The sequence below is a fragment of the Candidatus Methylomirabilota bacterium genome (genome assembly GCA_035260325.1).
Lineage (GTDB): Bacteria > Methylomirabilota > Methylomirabilia > Rokubacteriales > CSP1-6 > AR19.
In genome coordinates this window covers 1-21,360 of the sequence record DATFVL010000124.1, presented here as the reverse complement: position 1 = coordinate 21,360, position 21,360 = coordinate 1, and the positions used below count along the sequence as shown (strand labels likewise).

At 71.7% G+C, this 21,360-nt stretch carries 22 protein-coding genes; 11 read left to right on the top strand and 11 right to left on the bottom strand.

The features are described 5' to 3' along the window. Together VKG64_08535 and VKG64_08530 are read right to left on the bottom strand one after the other, a co-directional pair. On the bottom strand, window positions 1–273 hold a 273-nt coding region (locus VKG64_08535), incomplete at its 3' end, for a hypothetical protein (GenBank protein HKB25086.1). Between the two features lie 36 nt (window positions 274–309). Then, window positions 310–1,362 carry an alpha-hydroxy acid oxidase gene (locus VKG64_08530; GenBank protein ID HKB25085.1) on the bottom strand — a complete coding sequence of 351 codons (1,053 nt, stop codon included), beginning with the start codon at window positions 1,360–1,362 and terminating at the stop codon, window positions 310–312. A gap of 40 nt (window positions 1,363–1,402) precedes the next feature. Here VKG64_08530 and VKG64_08525 point away from each other — a divergent pair, with 40 nt between their 5' ends. Further along, entirely contained in the window at window positions 1,403–2,923 is a 1,521-nt protein-coding gene (locus VKG64_08525; GenBank protein HKB25084.1) for an amidohydrolase family protein, read from the top strand. Here the strand turns inward: VKG64_08525 and VKG64_08520 are convergent. The 5 genes from VKG64_08520 to VKG64_08500 all read right to left on the bottom strand — a co-directional run bounded on the left by VKG64_08520 (window position 2,910) and on the right by VKG64_08500 (window position 8,189). Continuing rightward, window positions 2,910–3,704: an enoyl-CoA hydratase gene (locus tag VKG64_08520; GenBank protein ID HKB25083.1), complete on the bottom strand. Its 795-nt coding sequence runs from the start codon at window positions 3,702–3,704 to the stop codon at window positions 2,910–2,912. The genes VKG64_08525 and VKG64_08520 overlap by 14 nt on opposite strands. Before the next feature lie 25 nt (window positions 3,705–3,729). Further along, window positions 3,730–4,506, bottom strand: coding sequence for an SDR family NAD(P)-dependent oxidoreductase (locus tag VKG64_08515; protein HKB25082.1), 777 nt, complete (start codon window positions 4,504–4,506; stop codon window positions 3,730–3,732). Between the two features lie 71 nt (window positions 4,507–4,577). Next, window positions 4,578–5,477 carry an ABC transporter permease gene (locus VKG64_08510; GenBank protein HKB25081.1) on the bottom strand — a complete coding sequence of 300 codons (900 nt, stop codon included), beginning with the start codon at window positions 5,475–5,477 and terminating at the stop codon, window positions 4,578–4,580. Beyond that, on the bottom strand, window positions 5,477–6,427 hold the full coding sequence (locus tag VKG64_08505; GenBank protein ID HKB25080.1) for an ABC transporter permease: 951 nt from the start codon (window positions 6,425–6,427) through the stop codon (window positions 5,477–5,479). Before VKG64_08505 ends, VKG64_08510 begins: the two co-directional genes overlap by 1 nt. A 70-nt stretch (window positions 6,428–6,497) precedes the next feature. Then, complete coding sequence (locus tag VKG64_08500) at window positions 6,498–8,189, bottom strand: ABC transporter substrate-binding protein (protein ID HKB25079.1); 1,692 nt, start codon at window positions 8,187–8,189, stop codon at window positions 6,498–6,500. A gap of 159 nt (window positions 8,190–8,348) precedes the next feature. Here VKG64_08500 and VKG64_08495 point away from each other — a divergent pair, with 159 nt between their 5' ends. After that, on the top strand, window positions 8,349–9,476 hold the full coding sequence (locus VKG64_08495) for an FAD-binding oxidoreductase (protein HKB25078.1): 1,128 nt from the start codon (window positions 8,349–8,351) through the stop codon (window positions 9,474–9,476). Here VKG64_08495 and VKG64_08490 read toward each other — a convergent pair. Continuing rightward, entirely contained in the window at window positions 9,473–10,582 is a 1,110-nt protein-coding gene (locus tag VKG64_08490; GenBank protein ID HKB25077.1) for a mandelate racemase/muconate lactonizing enzyme family protein, read from the bottom strand. The two genes, VKG64_08495 and VKG64_08490, sit on opposite strands and share 4 nt — an antisense overlap. A gap of 61 nt (window positions 10,583–10,643) precedes the next feature. Between VKG64_08490 and VKG64_08485 the strand changes: the two genes are divergently transcribed. The 9 genes from VKG64_08485 to VKG64_08445 all read left to right on the top strand — a co-directional run bounded on the left by VKG64_08485 (window position 10,644) and on the right by VKG64_08445 (window position 20,007). Further along, window positions 10,644–11,636: a D-2-hydroxyacid dehydrogenase family protein gene (locus tag VKG64_08485; GenBank protein ID HKB25076.1), complete on the top strand. Its 993-nt coding sequence runs from the start codon at window positions 10,644–10,646 to the stop codon at window positions 11,634–11,636. Window positions 11,637–11,662: 26 nt separating this feature from the next. After that, the gene (locus VKG64_08480) at window positions 11,663–13,522 is read left to right on the top strand and encodes a phospholipase D-like domain-containing protein (protein HKB25075.1); all 1,860 of its coding nucleotides are present in this window, start codon (window positions 11,663–11,665) and stop codon (window positions 13,520–13,522) included. A 122-nt stretch (window positions 13,523–13,644) separates the two neighbouring features. Further along, window positions 13,645–14,730 carry a cobalamin-independent methionine synthase II family protein gene (locus VKG64_08475; GenBank protein ID HKB25074.1) on the top strand — a complete coding sequence of 362 codons (1,086 nt, stop codon included), beginning with the start codon at window positions 13,645–13,647 and terminating at the stop codon, window positions 14,728–14,730. A 16-nt stretch (window positions 14,731–14,746) separates the two neighbouring features. Further along, entirely contained in the window at window positions 14,747–15,481 is a 735-nt protein-coding gene (locus VKG64_08470; GenBank protein HKB25073.1) for an ABC transporter ATP-binding protein, read from the top strand. Continuing rightward, window positions 15,481–16,194 carry an ABC transporter ATP-binding protein gene (locus VKG64_08465; GenBank protein ID HKB25072.1) on the top strand — a complete coding sequence of 238 codons (714 nt, stop codon included), beginning with the start codon at window positions 15,481–15,483 and terminating at the stop codon, window positions 16,192–16,194. The genes VKG64_08470 and VKG64_08465 overlap by 1 nt, the downstream gene beginning before the upstream one ends. Before the next feature lie 82 nt (window positions 16,195–16,276). After that, entirely contained in the window at window positions 16,277–17,146 is an 870-nt protein-coding gene (locus VKG64_08460) for a branched-chain amino acid ABC transporter permease (GenBank protein ID HKB25071.1), read from the top strand. After that, entirely contained in the window at window positions 17,143–18,084 is a 942-nt protein-coding gene (locus VKG64_08455) for a branched-chain amino acid ABC transporter permease (GenBank protein HKB25070.1), read from the top strand. Before VKG64_08460 ends, VKG64_08455 begins: the two co-directional genes overlap by 4 nt. Beyond that, a complete protein-coding gene (locus VKG64_08450; protein ID HKB25069.1) occupies window positions 18,081–19,004 on the top strand; it encodes a TRAP transporter substrate-binding protein in 924 nt (307 codons plus the stop codon). The genes VKG64_08455 and VKG64_08450 overlap by 4 nt, the downstream gene beginning before the upstream one ends. A 13-nt stretch (window positions 19,005–19,017) precedes the next feature. Continuing rightward, window positions 19,018–20,007 carry an aldo/keto reductase gene (locus VKG64_08445; protein HKB25068.1) on the top strand — a complete coding sequence of 330 codons (990 nt, stop codon included), beginning with the start codon at window positions 19,018–19,020 and terminating at the stop codon, window positions 20,005–20,007. A 13-nt stretch (window positions 20,008–20,020) separates the two neighbouring features. Here VKG64_08445 and VKG64_08440 read toward each other — a convergent pair whose 3' ends face one another. From VKG64_08440 to VKG64_08430, 3 genes are all read right to left on the bottom strand, one after another. Next, on the bottom strand, window positions 20,021–20,419 hold the full coding sequence (locus VKG64_08440; GenBank protein ID HKB25067.1) for a type II toxin-antitoxin system VapC family toxin: 399 nt from the start codon (window positions 20,417–20,419) through the stop codon (window positions 20,021–20,023). Continuing rightward, complete coding sequence (locus VKG64_08435) at window positions 20,416–20,658, bottom strand: plasmid stability protein (protein HKB25066.1); 243 nt, start codon at window positions 20,656–20,658, stop codon at window positions 20,416–20,418. Before VKG64_08435 ends, VKG64_08440 begins: the two co-directional genes overlap by 4 nt. An 86-nt stretch (window positions 20,659–20,744) precedes the next feature. Then, on the bottom strand, window positions 20,745–21,360 hold a 616-nt coding region (locus VKG64_08430), incomplete at its 5' end, for an ABC transporter ATP-binding protein (protein HKB25065.1).

The window sequence follows — 21,360 nt, the reverse complement described above, 5'->3', positions numbered from 1 at the left end:
CGGCAGGCCGACCCGCTCGCTCAGCAGGCAGTGGTCGTTGTTCACGAACTTGACGACGCCGTCGTCGAGCCGCTGGTGGTAGGGGACGTGGGTGTACGGCGCGTGGATCCGCACGGTCTCGCCGACCATCTCGGTGACGGGGCGCCCCCGCTTCATGATCCCGTACAGCACCCCGCTCGCGCCGACCTGATCGCGCGCGAGGATCCGCTCCTCGAGCCGGGCGTACTCGGCGGTCGGCATCGACTCGTTCAGGACCGCGGCGCTCGTCGCCATGGCGTCGTCACCTCACCTCGGTTCGCGCGGTGCGCCTCAATCGGCCTTGAAGATCAGGTCGGGCTTGAGGTCGGCGATCTTCGTGCGGCCGCAGAGGCCCATCGCCACGTGGATCTGCTCGCGCAGGATCTCGAAGACGCGGGCGACGCCCTCGGCGCCGTCGGCCGCGAGACCCCACAGCGCCGTGCGCCCCACCATGACCGCCCGCGCCCCGCGCGCGAGCCCCTTCACCACGTCGGTCCCGCGCGAGAACCCGCCGTCCACCACGATCTCGGCGCGGCCGGCCACGGCGTCGGCGATGGGCGGCAGCGCCTCGATCGACGACTGCGTATGGTCGAGCTGGCGCCCGCCGTGGTTGGAGACCCAGATGAGGCGCACGCCCGTCTCGACGGCGCGGCGCGCATCCGGCACGGTCATGATGCCCTTGAGTCCCACGGGCAGCTTCGTCGTCTTCATCAGCCACTCGACGTCCGTCCAGGTGAGCCGCGCCTGGTACTCGGAGTTGGGTCCGCGCGGGTTGGGCGCGATCTCCATCGCCTTGCGCGGGCTCCAGCGCGCGAGGATGTCGCGCTCGCGCCGGCTGTAGTGCTGGGTGTCCACGGTGAGGGCGACCGCCTTGTAGCCGGAATCCTCGACCCGTTTGAGCAGCTCGCTCATCCAGCCGCGGTCCCCGTGGGCGTAGAGCTGGAACATCTGGGGCGCTCCGCCGCCGGCCTTCGCGACGTCCTCGACGGGCCAGCCGGTGGCGCCCGAGAGCCACTGGAGCGTGTCGGCCTGCCCGGCGCCGCGAGCCATCTCCACGTCGCCCTCGGGATGGAAGAGGACGAGGCCACCCATGGGCGCGACGCCCACGGGCGACGAGAGCGGCACGCCGAGGAGGCTCGTCCGGAGGTCGATCTGGCGCACGTCCACGAGGACGTTCTGCATGATCGCGAGGCGGTCGAGGTGGCGACGGTTGCGACGGAGCGTCGCCTCCGACTCGCTGCCGCCGTCGCCGAAGTTCCACGCCTCGCGGGGGAGCCGCGACTTGGCCGCGCGGCGGATCTCGGGGAGGGTGACGAAGCGCGGGGGAGCCGGTGATTGGCTCATGGTGCCGTACTATACGCTACCCGGGGGAGGTGACCGAGCCATGGGCACCGGCGGGAACGCCGACACCGGCAAGACCACCATCATCCGCGGGGGTCGCCTGCTCGACGCCCCCGCCCACCGCGCCGACGCCGCCGACGTGCTCGTGGCGGGCGACGGCATCGCCGAGGTCGGCGCGCCCGGCCTGGCCGCGCCGGCCGGCGCGAGGGTCATGGACGCGCGCGGCCTGCTGCTGCACCCGGGGCTGATCAACGCTCACACCCACGCCCACGGGAACCTCGCCAAGGGCATGGGCGACCGCTGGACGCTCGAGCTGCTGCTCACGGCCGGCCCGTGGATCAGCGGCAGTCGCTCGCTTCCGGAAAAGCATCTCAGCGCGAAGCTCGGCGCGGTCGAGATGGTGCTCAAGGGCTGCACGGCCTGCTACGACCTCCCGCTCGAGTGGCCCGCGCCGACGGTCGAGGGGCTCCAGGCGGTCGGCAGCGCCTACGCGGAGGTGGGCATGCGGGCGGTCCTCGCGCCGATGGTCGCGGACCGCACGTTCTTCGAGGCGATCCCCGGCCTGATGGACGCCCTCACGCCCGCGCTGCAGCGGGACGTCGAGAAGCTCAGGCCGGCGCCGTGGAAGACGAGCGTCGCGAACATGCGCGCGGCGCTGCGCGAGTGGACACTCGACCGCGACCGGGTTCGGCTCGCGGTCGCCCCGACGATCCCGCACCACTGCTCGGACGAGTTCCTCCGCGCCTGCGCCGACCTCGCCCGGGAGCACGGCGTGGGACTGCACAGCCACGTCGCCGAGTCCAAGGTCCAAGCGGTCGTCGGGCTCGAGCGCTACGGCAAGACGCTGACGGCCCATCTCGACGACCTCGGCTTGCTCGGCCCGCATTTCACCGTCGCCCACGGTGTGTGGCTCGACGCGGACGACATGCAGCGGCTCGGCGACCGCGGCGCCTCCGTCGCGCACAACCCGGGCAGCAACCTGCGGCTCGGCAACGGGCTCGCGGATATGCGGGCGATGCTCGAGCACGGGGTCAACGTGGGCCTGGGCACCGACGGCGCGAACTGCTCCGACAACCTGAACATGTACGAGGCGATGCGTCTCGCCTCGCTCGTCTCCAAGGGGCAATGCCCGGAGCGCGAGCGCTGGGTGACGACGGAGGAGGTCGCGGTCGCGGCCACCGAGGGCGGCGCGCGGGCGCTCGGGCTCGACGGCCGCATCGGCCGGCTCGCGGCGGGCTACAAGGCCGACATCGTCTTCCTCGACCTCGGCCACGTCAACTGGGTGCCCCTGAACGATTCCACCAACCAGTTCGTCCACACGGAGGACGGCGCGGCCGTGCGGCACGTCATGATCGGTGGCCGGATGGTCGTGGAGGACCGGCGCGTCACGACGGTCGACGTCGCCGCGCTCGCGCGCGAGGCGGACGCCGCGCGGCGGCGCCTGGCGGACGTCAACGCGGCGACGAAGGAGCTCTGCGAGCGGCTGGCGCCGGTGGTCGGCCGGTTCTGCCCCGACCTGGCACGGGTGCCCTATCGCGTCGCGCGGTACGTCAGCGGCCCTTGAACTCGGGGCGGCGCTTCTCGGAGAACGCCTTGACCCCTTCCTGGTAGTCCTGGCTGTTGAAGCAGTCGGCGATCAGCCGGTCGAGCAGCGCCAGATCGCGCTCGCCGGCGGGCTTCACGAGCTGCTCCACGGTGGCCTTCGCGGAGCGCAGCGTGAGCGGCGCGTTGCGCGCCATCGTCAGCGCGTAGTCGCGCGTGAAGCGCTCGAGGTCGGCCTTGGGCACGACCTGGTTCACGAGCCCCATCCGGAGCGCGTCCTGGGCGCTGAAGTCGGTGCGGGCGGTGAAGAAGATCTCCTTCGTGTACGCCGGCCCGACCAGCTTCATGAGCTTTTCCATCCCGTGGTAGTGGTAACCGAGCCCGAGCCGCGCCGCGGGCACGCCGAAGCGCGCGTCGTCCGCCGCGATGCGGATGTCGCAGCCGATGGCGATGCTGACGCCGCCGCCCACGCAGTAGCCGTGGATCATCGCGAGGAGCGGCTTCGTCAGGGCCGTGAGCGCCTCCTGACCGCGCGCGTTGATCCGCCGGTACTCTTCCTCGTCGGCCATGTTGCGGCGGCGGTCCTTGAACTGCGAGATGTCGGCGCCGGCCACGAAGGCCTTGTCGCCGGCGCCGCGCAGGACGACCACGCGGATCGCGTCGTCGGTCGCCAGGTCGTGCACGTACTTCGGCATCAGCTCCCACATCTCCTGGCTCACCGCGTTCCGCTTCTCCGGCTGGTTGAAGACGATCCAGCCGATCGGCCCGTCCTTCTCCAGCAGCAGTTTCGGTGTCTCGCTCATGGGGCTCTCCTCGAAGCGATCTCGCTCAATGCATGACCAGGCCGCCGTCCACGCTGAGTGCCTGGCCGGTCATGTACCCGGCGCGGCTTCCGGCGAGGAAGGCGATCACCCCGGCGACGTCCTCGGGGCGCTCCATCCGCCCGAGCGGCACCTGGGCGGCGCGCTGCCTGGTGAACTCCTCGGGCGTCATGCCCATCAGGGCGCCCTGCTCACGCGCGACGAGCGCCCACATGTCGGTTTCCACGAAGCCGGGACAGACGCAGTTCACGCGGATGCCGTCCTTGGCGTGCGCGAGGGCGAGGCTCTTCGTGATGCTGATGACGGCCGCCTTGCTGGCGTTGTAGGGGAGGTTGTTGCGGTTGCCGATCTTCCCGGCCATGGACGCGAGGCTCACGATGGCGCCGCGCTTCTGCTTGACCATCGCCGGCAGCACGGCCTGGCAGGCGAAGAACACCGCCCGGGCGTTGATGCTCATGATCGCGTCCCAGTGCTCCTCGGTGACGTCGAGGGGCGCCGCGGCGCGGTAGATGCCGGCGTTGTTCACGAGGACGTCGATCCGCCCGAGCTCGGCAAGCGTGCGGTCGGCCATCGTCTGGAGGTCGGCGCGCCGCGTGACGTCGGTCGGCAGCGCGAGCGCCCGCCGCCCGAGGCTCTTCACCTCGGCCGCCGTCCGCTCGGCGCCGGCCTTGTCCAGCTCGGCGACGACCACGTCGGCGCCCAGCCGCGCCAACTCGAGCGCCGTGGCGCGGCCGATGCCGCGGCCGGCGCCGGTGACGATCGCGACCTGTCCCTGGAGCTCCATCACCGAGGTGAGTCTACCACCCGGCACGGTTACGGACGTTGTCGAGACGGGGCCTCAGCGCGGGGGCCGGCTCAGGTGCGCCGGAGCTTCGGATCCCACGCGTCGCGCAGGGTGTCGCCGAAGAGGTTGAAGCCGAGCACGGCGAGGCTGATGGCCAGGCCCGGGAAGATCGCGAGCCAGGGGGCCTGCTCCATGAACGCGCGCCCCGTGCTGCTCAGCATCAACCCCCAGGAGGGGGTGGGCGGCTGGGTCCCCACGCCGAGAAAGGACAGCGTCGCCTCGATCAGGATGGCGTTCCCGAGCCAGATCGACGCGATGATGAGGATCGGCGCCGTCACGTTGGGGAGGATGTGGCTCATGATGATCCGCGGATGCCGGCAGCCGATCGCCTGCGCGGCCTCGACGTAGCGGTTCTGCTTCGCGGACAGGACGGCGCCGCGCACGATGCGCGAGTTGCCCGGAATGATGACGATGGCGATCGCGAGCATCGCGTTCGTCGTGTTCGGCTTCAGCACGGAGACGATGGCCAGCGCGAGGATCAATCCCGGGATCGCCTGGATCGCGTCCATCAGGCGCTGCGCGAAGAGGTCGAGCCGGCCCTCGCAATACCCGCACAGGAGGCCGATGATCATGCCCGCGACCGTCCCGATCCCGACGGCGAGCAGCCCCACCCAGAGCGAGATCCGGCTGCCGTGGATGACGCGGCTCAGGACGTCGCGGCCGATGTCGTCGGTGCCGAACGGGTGGTCCCAGCTCGGCGGCGCCAGCCGGATCTCCGGCTGGGTCGCGAGCGGATCGTAGGGCGCCAGGACGTCCGCGAAGACCGCCGTCAGCACGATCAGCGCGAGGAGGGCGGCCGAGGCCATCCCGAGCGGCTTCCGCTTGATGACGGTCCAGAGCGCCGCCACGCGGCTCGCGGCGCGGACCGGCTGCTCCTCGAACCGGGAGACGCGCGCCGTCGCGATGGACATTATCCGTACCGGATCCGCGGGTCGAGCCACGCGTAGGTCAGGTCCACGAGCAAGTTCAGCGTGACGAGCGTCGCCGCGACGAGCATGACGTTGGTCTGCACCACGGGATAGTCGCGGAACAGGATCGCCTCGACGGTCAGCCGGCCCATCCCCGGCAGCGCGAAGATCGTCTCGACGACCACGGTGCCGGCCAGCAGCACCCCGAGCTGGCCCCCGACGATGGTGACGACGGGGATGAGGGCGTTCTTCAGCGCGTGCTTGTAGACGACGATCCGTCCCCCGAGGCCCTTGGCCCAGGCGGTGCGCACGTAGTCCTCGCGGAGCACCTCGAGCACGGTCGAGCGCGTCATGCGCATCGTCGCCGCCGAGAGACGGAAGCCGAGCACGGCCGCGGGCAGCAGGAATTGCTGGAGATTGCGCCACGGCGACTCCCAGATGCTGACGTAGCCGATCGGCGGGATCCAGTGGAACCAGAGCGCCGCGAAGGTGATGACCAGCGTGCCGAGCCAGAAGTCGGGCAGCGAGAGGCCGGAGACGGCGACCACCCTCCCCGCGTAGTCCGAGGACGTGTCCTGGCGGGTCGCCGAGAGCACCCCGATCGGAATCGCGATGACCAGGCCGAGGATCAGCGCCAGCGTCGCCAGCTCGAGGGTGACCGGAATCGATTTCTTCAGGGCCACCGGGATGGGCTCGCCCGTGAAGACCGAATCACCGGGATTCAGGCTCACCATCTGCCAGACCCAGATGAGGTACTGCTCGTGATACGGGCGGTCGAGGCCGAGATCCTTGCGGAGCTTGGCGAGCTCGCGCGCGCCGACGTTGCCCGACTCCGCCATCAGCGCGGTCAGCGCGTCCCCCGGCATCACGCGCATCAGCCCGAAGACGATCAGCGAGGAGAGCAGGAGGACCGGGATCGCGAGCAGGAGCCGGCGGATCACATACTTGTGCATTAATCGGAGGGGGCGACATTACAGGCGCGCCCGTGGGGCGCGACGGCCCCCTCGGCGCTCGAACGCTCCATTACTTATCGAGCCACAGCCGCGCGGTGGTCGGCGACCCGTAACCGTCGGTGCGCCGGAGCGACAGGGCGGCGGCGTTCCGCACGTACGGCTGGAAGACCAGGAAGCCGTTGTCGTAGGGCATCCACATCCGGAGCACCTGGTCGAGCTCGCGATCGACGATCTTCTTGGTGATCACGCGCTGCTCGGCGCGGTCGGGCGTCCGCCTGAGCTTGGTGGTCAGCTCGTCGATGACGGCGTCGTTGACGCGGAAGAAGTTTTTCGTGGACTTGGAGTGCATGTACATGTAGGTCCGCTCGTCGAGGCCCACCGCGTGGCCCGACTGGAACCCCCAGGCGATCCCGTCCCACTTGCTCTCCACGTAGCGGCCGTAGTACGTCGTGTAGTCGAGCTTGGTGATCTTGACGTTGATGTTGAGGTTCTTCTTGAGGTCCTGCTGCACGAGCTGGACCTGGGACGTCATCTGCGGGAAGTACTCGTAGTAGAACAGCGTCGTCTCGAACCCGTTGGGGTAGCCGGCCTCGGCCAGGAGCTTCTTCGCGTCCGCCGGTCGGTACTGCCACCAGCGGCCGAGATCGGCCAGCGTCGGCATCCTGTCCTGATAGTAGATGTAGGGGAGGCCCCAGCCGGGGATGCCGTGGCCCTCGAAGATCGTGTCCACCTGCTTCTGGCGGTCGATGGCGATGGAGATGGCGCGCCGCACCCGCAGGTCGTTGAAGGGCGGCTTGTCCTGTGCCAGCGCCAGCCCGAACGGTGCCAGCACGTTCTTGTACTCCTGCGCGGCGGCCGCGGGATTGGTCTTGCGGATGGCCTCGACGTCGGCCACGCTCGCCCGCCAGATGATGTCGCTCTGGCCCGTCCGGAACGCCGCCACGCGGGTCGCGTCGTCCGGCGTCGAGAGGATGACGTACTCGTCCACGTACGGGCGGCCCTTATCGTAGTAGTCGGGGTTGCGCGTCAGCACCACCCGCACCTTGCGCGTGTGCTCCTTGAGGATGTAGGGGCCGGTGCCGATCAGGCGCTTCTTGAGGTCACCGTCCTCCTCCAGGACCTCGCGGGGGAAGATCACCGTGACGGACTCGGCGACGTTCTGGGGGAACAACACGTTGGGCGTCTGGAGGTGCACGCGCAGCGTGTGCTTGTCCGGCGTCTCCATCCCCTCGATCTCGCGGAACGTGAACGACTGCACGCCCTCCTTCGCGTAGGCCTCGTAGCAGTATTTGACGTCCGCCGCGGTGAGCTCGCGCCCGTTCAGCGGCGGCACGTTGTGCCACTTGACCCCCTGGCGCAGCTTGAACGTCCAGACCCGGTGGTCGGGGCTCGGCTGCCACGACTCCGCGAGGTCGCCCTTGAGCGAGAGGTCGTTGGTGCCGCTCGCCTCGTCGGGGAACGCGTAGCGGACGAGGCGGCTCGAGGTGAGGCCGGCGAACTGGAAGAGCCCGATCGACTGCGTCAGGCGCGGATCGAGCACCGGCGGGTCCCACGTCGAGGCCCGCGTGAGGACGCCGCCCCGTTTCGGCGGCTTGGTGCTGGCCGGGATCCAGTCGGGATACGGGGACGTCGCGGCGCGCGCCCGGCGAGCGCCGCCGACGAGCGCCGTCAACCCGGCGGTCCCCCAGCCCGCGTGCTTCAGGAAGTCGCGGCGATTGACCTGGGAGCGGACGACCTTCCGGCCGGGGTCCTTGGCAGGCATTCTGTCTCTCCTTGCGTCCCGACACGTTTACGAAGGAAAGAGGTGAGTTGCGGCGAACAATGCCTACGGCGAGCGGGGAAGTCAAGCGGATTAGGGGAGCCGATCGGACGTCCCGGGCGCGTACCGTTGTCGACGCGGCGTGTGCTAGGCTCGGCCGCGATGTCCGTCGTGATCGCGGGCGGCGGTCTCATGGGGCTCTGCGCCGCGTTTCATCTCAGGCGCGCTGACGCCGGCGTGCGCGTCACGGTGCTCGAGCGCGCTCGCGTCGGCGCGGCGGCGTCGGGGGCGAGCGCGGCCGGCGTGCGCGTGATGGGGCGCGATCCCGCCGAGCGCCGGCTCGCCCTCGAGAGCCTTCGCCGCTGGCTCGATCTCGACCGCGAGCTCGAGGGAGAGACGCGGTATCGGCGCGGCGGCGGGTTCCGGGCGGCGCTCGACGAGGAGGCGTGGCGCGCCGCGCGCGGCTGGGCCGCCGAGCAGCGCGCGGACGGCGTGCCGGTCGAAGCGCTCGACGCGGCGGCGGCGCGGCGCCTCGTGCCGGGCGTCGCGCCCGGCTGCCTCGGCGCCGCCTACTGCGCGATCGACGGTCAGGCGGGCGCGCCGGAGACCGTCCAGGCGTTCGCGACGGCGGCGCGCCGGCTGGGCGCCCGCGTCGAGGAGGGCGTGGGCGCGCGGGCGCTCGTCGTCGAGCGCGGCCGCGTCGTGGGCGTCGTGCGGACGGACGGCGTGCGCGAGCGGTGCGACGTTGCCATCGTGGCGGCCGGGGTGTGGAGCGCTCCGCTCCTCGCCGCCCTCGGCATCCACCTGCCGCTCGCGACGCGGCCGCTCCAGATGCTGCTGACCGCGCCGGCGCCCCGAGCGCTCGCGCCGGTGGTGGGCTGCTTCGACCGGAAGCTCAGCCTGAAGCAGCTGGACGACGGCGCCTATCTCATCGGGGGCGGCTGGCCCGCGCGCGTCGTGGACGAAGCGGCGAACCGGTGGGAGGTGCTCGACGCGAGCGTGCGCGGGAGCCTGGAGGTCGCGCGCACCGTCTACCCGGCCCTCGCGGGCGGGCCGCTCGCGCGGAGCTGGGCGGGCCTCGAAGCGTTCACGCCCGACGAGCTTCCGGTGCTCGGCCCCGTCCCGGGCGTGGACGGGCTCCTCGTCGCCGCCGGATTCTCGGGCCACGGGTTCGCGCTGGTGCCGGCGGTGGGCGACGTGCTCGCCCGCTCGGCGCTCGGCCGCGACGCGCTCGCCGACCTCTGGCGTGGCCTCGGCTTCGGTCGCGCGGCGCTGGCCGTGCCGGCCTAGTCGACGCGGTACTTCCGGACCAGCCCTTCGTCGAGGACGAGGCCAAAGCCCGGGTCGCGCGCCACCTCGAGCGTCCCCTCCTTGATCGCGGGGCGGTTCGCCCAGACGGCCTGCCACATCGGGTCGCGCTCGGGGTCGGCGAAGCACTCGACGTAGGTGCCGTGCGGGACGGCGGCGAGCAGGTGCTGGGCGATCTGCGGCTCCTCGTGGTGCGCCATCCGCACGCCCGCCACGCGGCAGAGCGCGGCCGCGCGGCGCCACTCGGTGACGCCGCCGCCCTCCGAGGCGTCGAAGTTGACGAGGTCGACGGCGCCCGCGTCGACGAGGCGCCGCACGCCGTGGCTCGTGATCTCGCTCTGGCCGGCGGTGATCGGGATGCGGGTCGCTTGCCGCACGCGCGCCATCATCGCGGCGTCGTCGTGCCAGTGGCAGGGCTCCTCGAACCAGGCGATGTCGAGCGGCTCGACGAGGCGCGCGAAGCGCACCGCGTCCTCGACCGACCAGCCGCGGTTCGCGTCCACCGCCAGGACGAAGTCGGAACCGGCCGCCCGGCGCGCCGCCTCCACACGCTTCGCGTCCTCCTCGGGCGCGAGGCCGCCGACCTTGAACTTGCAGCCTGCCATCCCGGCCCGGCGATAGGCTTCCATCTCCCGCCCGATGTCGGCGAGCGTCTTGCCGGCCATGTAGTAGCCGCCGATCGAGATGATCGGCAGGCGCTCGCGGTAGCCGCCGAGCAGGGAGCAGACACTCTTGCCGACAGCCTTGCCGGCGAGGTCCCAGACGGCACAGTCGACGCAGGCGATCGCCTCCATCAGGACCTTCCGGTCGCGGCTCGCGTGGGTGAGGGCGAACATCTCCTCCCAGATGCGCTCGCCCTCGAAGACGTCGAGGCCCGTGACGCGGGGGACGAGCTCGTCGCGGACCAGCCGCGCGATCTCGCGGCCGTGCTCCCGATTGTCCCCGTTGTAGACCTCGCTGACGAGCCCGGCGTCCGTGCGGAGGCGCGTGACGACCGTCGAGCGCTTGAGGACGGTGTACGTGCTGCCCCCGAAGTTCTTCGTCAGTGGAATGTCGAGCGGGATCGCCTCGACGCTGTGGATGCGCACGCCGCCTCCTCGGCCCCGGGCCGCGCGCGCAGTGTAACAGGCCGTGATAGGCTTGCGCGACATGAACCTCACGATCCTCGACGACTATCAGGACACGATCCGGACGCTGCCGTGCTTCGCGAAGGTCGCCGGCCACGAGGTCACGGTCTTCAACGATCACACCAAGGACGTGGAGGTGCTGGCGGCGCGGCTCAAGGACACCGAGGCCCTGACGCTCCTCCGCGAGCGCACGCCGATCCGCGCGCCGCTCCTCGAGCGCCTCGACAAGCTCCGGCTCATCAGCCAGGTGAGCGTGTACCCGCACATCGACGTCCCGGCGTGCACGCGGCGCGGCGTGATCGTGTCGTCGTACATGGCGCCGGGGCGGCCGTCGTACGCGACGGCCGAGCTCACGTGGGGGCTCGTCATCGCGGCGCTCCGGCGCATCCCGCAGGAGGCGGCGGCGCTCCGTGCGGGGAAGTGGCAGGCGTATCCCATCGGCGTCGGCCTGCGCGGCAAGACGCTGGGCGTCTACGGCTACGGCCGCATCGGCGCCGTCGTCGCCGGCTATGGCCGGGCGTTCGGCATGAACGTGCTCGCCTGGGGGCGCGAGGCCTCGGTCACCAAGGCGCGCGAGGACGGCGTCGCGGTCGCGGCGAGCAAGGAAGCGCTGTTCGCGGAGTCGGACGTCCTCTCGCTGCACCTCAGGCTCATCGACGCCACGCGCGGCATCGTCGGCGCCGGCGACCTCGCCCGCATGAAGCCGACGGCGCTGCTGGTCAACACGAGCCGCGCGGGGCTGATCGCGCCGGGGGCGCTCGAGGCGGCGCTGCGCGCGGGGCGGCCCGGGCTGGCGGCGGTGGACGTCTACGAGGAGGAGCCGGTGCTGGGCGGCCGGCATCCGCTGCTGGCGATGGACAACGTGGTCTGCGTGCCGCATCTCGGGTACGTGGAGCGCGCCGGGCTCGAGCACATGTTCAGCACGATCTTCGACCAGATCCTCGCCTACGCGAGCGGCAAGCCGATCAACGTCGTGAACCCCGAGGTGCTGGAGCGGCGGGCCGCCGCGGGCTGAGGCCGGGCCGAGGCGGAGGGCGGAGCATGGGGCGGATCGTCGCGGCCAAGGCCTACGCGAACAACGAGATCGCCTTCGTCGCGTGGACGCTCGACGACACCATCGAGCACTGTCTGGGCTTCGAGATCACCCGCATCTACGTCGACACCGGCGAGGAGCGCCCGCTCGCGGCCTGGGTTTCGTTCAAGGGCCAGTCGAACCCGGGCTGGAAGCCACAGACCACGAGCGTCTGGCCCGTGCAGAAGCTCTTCTGGCGCGACCTGACGGTGCGCAAGCGTCGGGACCAGACCGCCCGGCGCCCCGCCGACGCGCGGGTCAAGTACCGCATCCGTCCGCTCGTCCCCCCGCGACCGGGGCTCGCGCCCGTCACCGGTCTTCCCCCGAAGACGTACATGGGCCCCGCGGTGCCGCTCGCCTACGCCGACCCGGGGTACGAGACGAGCGACGTGCTGGTGACCGCCCGGCACGGGGGCGTGCGCGCGACCTTCACCAACGGGATCCTGTCGGCGCAGTGGCTGAAGCACGCCCTCGAGGCGCACGGGGAAGCGCTCACGCCGGACGCCGTGCGGGCCCACATGGCCGCCGAGGGCGACGCGATCCGCCGCTACCTCACCGGCGACGTGCTCGCGATGCTCCGCGAGCTCCTCGAGCGCGCCGGCGGCGAGCCGGGCGCGGAGGTTCGCCTGGCACTCTACGAGCTCTCGGACGCGGAGCTCACGCGGCTCATCATCGCGAACAAGCAGCACGTCCGCGTGATCCTCTCGAACTCCGGCAAGGACGCGACGACGGGCCGGTGGGACACGACGAACAAGGACGCGCGCGCGGCGCTGAAAAAGGCGCACGGTCTCGAGCTCCACGATCGCATGTTCGACAACGGCCACATCGGCCACAACAAGTTCGCGGTCCTCGTCGGCGCCGGCGGCGCGCCGAAGGCGGTGCTGACCGGCAGCACCAACTGGACCGCGACGGGCCTCTGCGGGCAGAGCAACAACGCCGTGATCATCGAGTCCCCGGACCTCGCCCGGGAGTTCGACGACTACTGGAAGCGGCTCCTCGCGGACACGAAGGCGTTCAAGAAGCCCACGTCGCCGACCGCCTCGACGACCAACGTCCAAGGGCCCGCGATCCGCACGGCGAACGCGAAGCCGCCGGCGGGCGTCGTGCTCGCGGATGGCACGACGGTCACGCTGTGGTGCGCCCCGAATACCGCGCGCACGACCAAGCAGGAGGACGTCCCCCCGGACCTGGCGGCGGTCTACTCCTGGATGCGCAAGGCGCAGGACGCGATCCTGTTCGCGGTCTTCCTGCCGGGACGGTCGGGGAAGACGAGCATCGTCGAGGAGGCGATCCGGCTCGGGCTCAAGGATCCCTCGCTGCTCGTCTACGGCGCGGTGAGCGATCCGACCGCCATGCCGAACTACGTGGCGCCGGTGAAGGGGGCGGCGAAGACGCCGTCGCCGGCCGTCTACGAGAAGGGGCGGATCCACGTCGTCCGCGCGGCCGCGCTCACGAAGGCCGACGTCGTCGGCGCGTTCGAGCACGAGCTGCTGAAGGTCGGCCACGCGATCATCCACGACAAGGTCGTGGTCGTCGATCCGGTCTCCGATCGCGGGGTCGTGGTGCTGGGGAGCCACAACCTGGGGTACAAAGCCTCGTACGAGAACGACGAGAACCTCCTGATCATCCGCGGGAACCGGCGGCTCGTCGAGGCGTACGCCGTCCACGTCCTCGACATCTACGAGCACTACCGCTTCCGGGCCGTCCAGCAGGAGCTGCACGACGAGGGCAAGAAGGGGTGGGACGGCTTCCTCTCGCGCGACGCGAAGTGGCTCGACGCGTCCGTGAAGTCCGAGAAGGGCGACCTCGCGCGGTACTTCAGCCGCTGAGCATGCTCACCGGTCGGTCCATCTCCTCACTGCAGTAGTCGGTGTAGTTCCGCGGGGAGACGCCGCACGTCGAGAAGTACAGCTCCGTGTGGTGGTATAAAGGCCACCGGATGCGTGGCGACGTGGCGCGTAGCGACGTGGTCGGAAGCCTCCTGCGCCCGGCGTACCTCGCCGAGGCGCGGCGGGACGCGGAGAGCGGGCGCCTCGGGCCGGCCGAGTTCAAGCGGATCGAGGACCGCGCCGTGGACGAGGCCGTCGCGCTCCAGGAGGCGGCGGGCCTCGACGTCGTGACCGACGGCGAGATGCGGCGCTACGCGTTCTTCGGCCACCTGATCGAGGCGCTCGACGGCTTCGACCGGTTCGGGGGCTGGGCGATCCCGTTCCACAACGAGGCGGGCGAGCAGCTCGTCTTCAAGCGCCCCGTCGTCGTCGAGCGGCTCCGCTGGCGGCGGAGCATGTGCGGCGAAGAGTTCGCGTACCTGCGCGGCCGCGCCCGGCGGGCCGCCAAGACGACGCTCATCAGCGCCCAGCAGGCGGCCGCGTACTACGACCCGGAGAAGTCGCGCGCCGCCTATCCGACGCGCGACGCCTACCTGGCCGACGTCGTGGACTTCACGCGCCGCGAGGTCGAGGAGCTGATCCGTCTCGGCTGCACCTACGTCCAGATCGACGCGCCCCAGTACGCGGCGCTGCTCGACCCCGAGATTCGCGAGGGCTATCGCCGGCGCGGGAGCGACCCCGACCGGCTCATCGACACCACGATCGAGATGGACAACGCGGTGATCGGCGACCACGCCGGCGTCACCTTCGGGCTCCACATCTGCCGCGGCAACAACCAGTCGATGTTCTACGCGAGCGGCGGCTACGAGCCCATCGCCGAGCGCGTCTTCCGCCGGAGCCGGTTCCAGCGCTTCCTGCTCGAGTACGACGACGAGCGCTCGGGGAGCTTCGAGCCGCTGCGCGCCGTCCCCGACGACCGCATCGTCGTGCTCGGCCTCGTGACGACGAAGAAGCCGCGGCTCGAGACGGTGGACGAGCTGACGCGCCGGATCGAGGCCGCGGCGAAGGTCGTGCCGCTCGAGCGGCTGGCGCTGTCGCCGCAGTGCGGCTTCGCGTCCACGATGGAGGGCAATCGCATCCCACCGGAGATCCAGCGGCGGAAGCTCGAGGTGGTGACCGCCGCCGCCCGCGCGGTCTGGGGCGCCTGACGCGCGCGCCCGCCCGATGACGCTCCTCACCGTGGAGCGCGTCTCCAAGGCCTTCGGGGGCGTGCGCGCGGTCAGCGACGTGAGCTTCACCCTCGCCGCGGGCGAGCTCGTCGGCGTCATGGGCCCGAACGGCTCGGGCAAGACGACGCTCTTCAACCTGATCGCCGGCGCCCTCGCGCCCGACGCCGGCGCGATCAGGCTCCGCGGCCGTGACATCGCCGGGTGCCTGGCGCACCGCGTGTGCGCGTGGGGCGTCGCGCGGACGTTCCAGCTCGTGCGCCCCTTCGCCGGGCTCACCGTGCTCGACAACGTCCTCGTCGGGCGGCTCTACGGCCGGGCGCGCGAGGGACGTGGCGCGGCGACCGCGGAGGCCACGCGCCTCCTCGGCCTCGTCGGGCTCGAGGGCCGGGCGCACCTCCGCGCCGCGCAGCTCACGCTCATCGACAAGAAGCGCCTCGAGCTCGCGCGCGCGCTCGCGACGGCGCCCGAGCTCCTCCTGCTCGACGAGTTCATGGCCGGGCTCAATCCCGCCGAGACCGAGAGCGCCATGGCGCTGATCCGCCGGCTCCAGGGCGAGGGCGTGACGCTCCTCATGGTCGAGCACATCGTGTGGGCGCTGATGGATCTCGCCCAGCGGATCATCGTGCTGAGCGCCGGCGAGAAGATCGCCGACGGCGCGCCCGCCGCCGTCGCCGCCGACCCGACCGTCGTGGACGTCTACCTCGGGAGCGCCGCCGGGGGCGCCGGGTAGTGCTCGAGGTCGAGGGGCTCGAGGCCTCCTACGGCCCGTTCCTGGTCCTCTCCGGCGTCACGCTCGCGGTGCGCCCCGGCGAGATCGTCGCGCTCCTCGGGCCGAACGGGGCCGGCAAGACGACGCTGATCCGCTGCGTCGCGGGCCTCCTGCGCCCGCGCGCGGGCACGCTGCGCTGGGAGGGCCGGCCGCTCGCCGGCGCGCTCGCCCACACCGTCGTCGAGCGCGGTGTCGCGGTCGTGCCCGAGGGGCGGCGGCTCTTCGGCTCGATGACCGTCGAGGAGAACCTCGGCCTCGGCGCCTTCGCCCCGCGCGCGCGCGACGGCGCGGCGGCGCGGCTCGATGGCGTCTACGCGATCTTCCCCGTGCTCCGCGAGCGCCGCTCCCAGCTCGTCAGGGCGCTCTCCGGCGGCCAGCAGCAGATGGTCGCGATCGGGCGCGCCCTCATGGCCGCGCCGCGGCTCCTCGTCCTCGACGAGCCCTCGCTCGGCCTGGCGCCGCGGATCGTGGAGTCCATCTTCGCGGTCCTCCGCGAGATCAACCGCGGTGGCGTCTCGATCCTCCTCGTCGAGCAGAACGTCCACGCGGCGCTCACGCTGGCCCATCGCGGGTACATCCTCGAGTCCGGGCGCGTCGCGGCGGAAGGGCAGGGCGCCGCGCTCATGAACGATGCGCACGTGCGCCGCGCCTACCTCGGCCCCCTGGCTCGATGAATCGCGGCATGCGGAACGCAGCCGGCGCGCGTCTGTCTCAGGCCACCCCCCGAGTGCCACCGACCTCGCGGCCCCCGCTCGAATGAGCTCGCTGGTCCAGCAACTCGTCCTCGGGCTCCTGATCGGGGGCCTCTACGGGCTCGCCGCCGCGGGGCTCTCGCTGATCTTCGGCGTCATGAAGGTGCTCAACGTCGCCCACGGCCAGCTCATCATGCTCGGCGGCTACGGCGCGTTCTGGCTCTTCGCCCTCGCCGGCTTCGATCCCTTCGCCTCGCTCGCCCTCGTCGTCCCGGGCGCGCTCGTGCTCGGCGCCCTCCTCTACTGGGCGCTCTTCGGCTGGGTCGTGCGCGCGTCCGAGGAGGCGCGCGTGAAGAACTCGCTCCTGATCGGCTTCGGCCTGGCGCTGGCGCTCGACGCGCTCGCCGTGCGGCTCTGGACCGCGGACGAGCGCTCGATCACGACGTCGTACGCCGGCGCGGTCCTCCACGTGGGCGGCATTACGGTCCCGCTCGTGAGGCTCGCGAGCCTCGTCCTCGCGCTGGCGCTGATCGGCGCCGTCCACCTCCTGCTCGCTCGCGCGCGCTGGGGCCGCGCGATCCGTGCCACCGCCGAGGACTGGGAGGCGGCGCTCATGACGGGCATCGACGTCCGCCGCGCCTACCTGCTCGCGTTCGCCATCGGCACCGCGCTCGCGGGCGCCGCCGGCACGCTCGTGAGCGTCGGCTACTCGGTGAGCCCCTCGATCGGGCTCGAGTGGACGCTGAAGGCGCTGGTCGTCGTCGTGCTGGCGGGGCTCGGCTCGATGCCGGGCACCTTCGTCGGCGGCCTCGTGCTCGGCCTCGCCGAAGCCCTCGCCGCCTGGGGGTTCGGCGGGCCCTACCGCGAGATGGTCGGCCTCGTCCTCTTCTTCGTCGTGCTCGTCGCCCGCCCGCAGGGGCTCTTCGCCCGGTGACGCGCGCCTGGGGGCTCGGGCTCGCCGTGGTGGCGGTGGCCGCGCTGGCCGCCGTCCCGCGCGTGGCGCGCAGCGACTCCGTGCTGAACTTCCTGTTCCTCGTGCTCCTCTCGGTGACGCTCGCCCAGAGCTGGAACATCGTCGCCGGCTACGCGGGGCAGGTGAACCTCGGCCACGCGGCGTTCTTCGGCCTCGGCGCGCTCACGACGCGCTCGCTCTGGAGCGCGGGCGCGCCCGTGTCCCTCGCGATGGCGGCGGGCGCCGGCGTCGCGACGGCCGGGGCGCTCCTGATCGGCGCGGTCGCCTTCCGCCTGCGCGGCGCCTACTTCGCCATCGGGACGCTCGCGCTCGGCGAGATCCTCCGCATCACGGTCGGCAACGTGCTCTCGGAGGTCTCGACCCTGCCCGCGGCGACGATCGCCCGCTACCGGCTCGCCGACCGCTACTACCTGGCGCTCGCGCTCGCCGTCCTGACGCTCGGCGCGGTGTGGGCGCTCGCGCGCTCGCGCGCGGGGCTCGGCATGCAGGCGATCCGCGAGGACGAGGAGGCGGCCGAGGCCTCGGGCGTGAACGCGCTCGGCTTGAAGCTCCTGGCGCTCGCGCTCTCGACGGCGCTCGCGGGCCTCGCCGGCGGGCTCTTCGCCTACTACCACATCAGCTACTACCCGTCGCACCCCTTCGGGCCGCACTGGACCTTCGACGCGCTGCTCATCACCTACATCGGCGGCGTCGGCACGCTCCACGGCCCGGTCCTCGGCGCGATCTTCTACGTCTTCCTGAAGGAGTACCTCGCGATCCGCTGGGTGGACTTCCACCTCCTGATCTTCGGCGCGCTCTTCATCGCGATCGTGCTCCTCCTGCCCGGCGGCCTCGTCGAGGCGGCCGGGCGCCTGCGCGCGCTGGCCGGACGGAAAGCGCCTACAATCATCCGGCCATGACCTGGCGGCAGTTCCACAACCAGCCCGCGGACAGCCCGCTCCACCGCTGGCTCGTCCGGATGTGGGCGGCCGTCCGCGTCGAGACGCAGGGCCGGGTCGAGGTGCGCGTGTGCCCACAGAACGACGGCATCGCCGGCGGCGATCCCGCCGCCCTCGAGATGCTGCTCGCGGGCGACGTCGAGTTCTTCACGCTCATGGGCGGGCTCATCGGTACCGTGGTGCCCGTCGCCGACATGCAGGGGCTGCCCTTCGCCTTCCACGATCACGCCCACGTCTTCGCGGTGATGGACGGCGAGTTCGGCGACTTCCTCCGGCGCGAGATGGCGGCCCAGGGCATCCACGCCCTCCCGCGCGCGACGTTCGAGAACGGCTTCCGCCACATCACGACGCGCACGCGCCCCATCCGCCACGCCGGCGACCTCGAGAGCCTCACGATCCGCACGCCGGCGGGCCGGCTCTTTCTCGACTTCTTCGACGCGCTCGGCGCGAAGCCGCAGGCGGTGAACCTGAACCGGCTCCACGAGGCGCTGCGCACGGGCGTGGTCGAGGCGCAGGAGAACCCGCTGGTCGTCACCGAGTTCAACGGGCTCTGGGAGCTCCAGCGCTACGCGAGCCTGACGGGCCACATGTGGTCGGGCTTCAACCTCCTCGCAAACCTCGCGGTGTGGCAGGGGCTGCCGCGCGAGACCCAGGCGGCGGTCGAGGTCGTCGCCTCGCGCTACGCGCTCGGGCAACGGCGCGAGACCGACGCGCTCAACCGCGATCTCGCCGCGGGGCTCGCCGGTCGTGGCATGATCGTGAACGAGGTGGATACCGCGAGCTTCAAGCGACGGCTCGGCCCGTTCTACGCGCGCTGGCGGAAGGTCTTCGGCCCGAGCGCGTGGAGCCTGCTCGAGGCCGAGGTGGGCCCGCTGGGCTAGGGAGGAGGATCCCGTGGACTATCGTGCGCTGGGCAACACCGGGCTCCGCGTGTCGGCGCTCGGCTTCGGCTGCGGCAACGTCGGCGGTCTCATGATCCGTGGGAGCGCGGCGGAGCGGGAGCGTGCCGTCGCGCGCGCGATGGAGCTCGGCGTCAACTACTTCGACACCGCGCCGCTCTACGGCGACGGCCAGTCCGAGCAGAACCTCGGCGCCGCGCTGAAGGCGCTGCGCGCGCCCGTCCACGTCGGCACCAAGTTCCGCCTCGGCCCGGCGGACCTGAAGGACGTCCGCGGCGCCATCGCGCGGTCGCTCGACGCGAGCCTCGCGCGGCTGGGCCTGCCGCACGTGGACCTGCTCCAGCTCCACAACAATATCTTCCAGGAGCGCGGCCCGCAGCCCGTCAGCGTGGCCGACGTCGTCGGCGAGGTGGTCCCCGCGCTCCAGGCCCTGCAGACCCAGGGCAAGACGCGCTTCTGGGGCATCACGGCGCTCGGCGAGACCGCGGCCCTCCAGCGCGTCCTCGACGGGGCGCGGCTCTATACGGCGCAGGTCTGCTACAACCTGCTGAACCCGAGCGCGGGCGTCGAGGTGCCGCGCGGGTTCCCCGCGCAGGACTTCGGGCGCCTGCTCGACCGCGCGCGGCAAAAGCACGTCGGCGTGATCGTCATCCGCGTGCTCGCCGCGGGCGCGCTGAGCGGCGTGAGCGCCCGCCATCCCGTCGCGGTGCCGACGGTGGACCCGATCGCCACGGGGCCGGACTACGCGAGCGACGTCGAGCGCTCGCAGGCGCTGCGCGCGCTCGTCAAGGAGGGCCACGCGGGGAGCCTCGTCGAGGCGTCGCTGCGCTTCGCGCTCGGCCGCGACGCGGTCTCGACGGTGCTGCTGGGCTACTCGAGCCTCGAGCACCTCGAGTACGCGGCGGCCGCCGTGGCCAAGGGCCCGCTGCCGGCGACGACGCTCAGGCGGCTCGGCGAGCTGTGGGCGGGCTTCGCCCGCGCCTGACCGCTTCGCCGCTTCAGGCGAAAGTTTCGGGAGCGATCGTCTCTGACGGGAACGCGCGGCGCAAGGCGCGATCGGCGGTGACCAAAGGCACGTCGAGGTCCTGGGCGAGCGCCACGAACTCGCAGTCATAAGCCGAGCAGCCGGATCGAGAGGCGAGCTGCAGCACGCGGTGGGACACGACGGTGTATTCGCGGCCGGTCATCGCGCGCTCGGCCTCGTGGGTGATCTGGATGGCGTCCTCGATGGCCAGTGCCCTCCGTCGGACGAGGCCCGCAAGCGCATTTCTGAACTCGGACCGCCAGAGCAACGGCGCCGCCCAGGCCGCGTCTCGAGCCAGGACAGCCTCGGCGGTGCGCGTCCGCTGCCCCTCGACATAGAGATAGACGAGAAGGTTCGTGTCGACGACGATCACGGCCGCCCGCGGGCCTTGAGAGCTCTCAGCGTCCGATCGTTGAGCCGGAGCCGCACCGGGGTCCGGCGGATCATCCGGGCCCGGGCGAGCAGCGTATCGGCGTCGACGGCAACGGCCTGCGTGACCGTCTCCAGGCACGTGATCACCTCGAGGTTGAGACTCCGGCGATGGCGGGTCGCCTGGACCTTCAGCCGGCGAACCAACGGGTCGGGCACGTTTTTGATCGTGAGATTCGCCATGGGTTCAGCTCCGGGGTGACGGGTGGATCCATTGTGGAACCATAATGGTACCAGTATACCCCGGCGGCGCCGGGCGAGGGAGCGAGCTAGCGCAGCGCGGCCATCTGGCCGGGGTCGAGCTCGAGCCACACGTCCTCGTTCACCTCGAAGACGTCGTGGGGGCGCGCCGTCACCCGGAGCTGGAGCGCGCTGTCCTTCGGCCGCACCGCGTAGTCCCAGTGCTCGCCGAGGTACGCGCGCTGGACGATCCGGCCCGGGATCAGGCAGGCGCGCTCGGAGGCGGCGGGCCGCTGGCGGTGGAGCTGGATGCTCTGCGGGCGCAGCGAGAAGGCGACCCGGCCGTTGGGCGCCGGCGGCTCGGGAAACCGCGCGCGCGGGATCGCGAAGTGGTCGAAGACGATGTCCGCGCCGCGCGCCTCGCCGTCGAGGAAGTTGGTGCGGCCGATGAAGCCGGCGACGAAGCGCGTCCGGGGCCGCGCGTAGAGGGCGCGCGGGCTGTCCACCTGCTCGATCCGCCCCTGGTTCATCACCGCGATCCGGTCAGAGGTCACCATCGCCTCCGCCTGGTCGTGGGTGACGTAGACCGTCGTGATGTGGAACTCGTCGTGCAGGCGCCGGATCTCGTAGCGCATCTCCTCGCGGAGGTTCGCGTCGAGGTTCGAGAGGGGCTCGTCCAGCAGGAGCACGGCGGGCTGCACCACG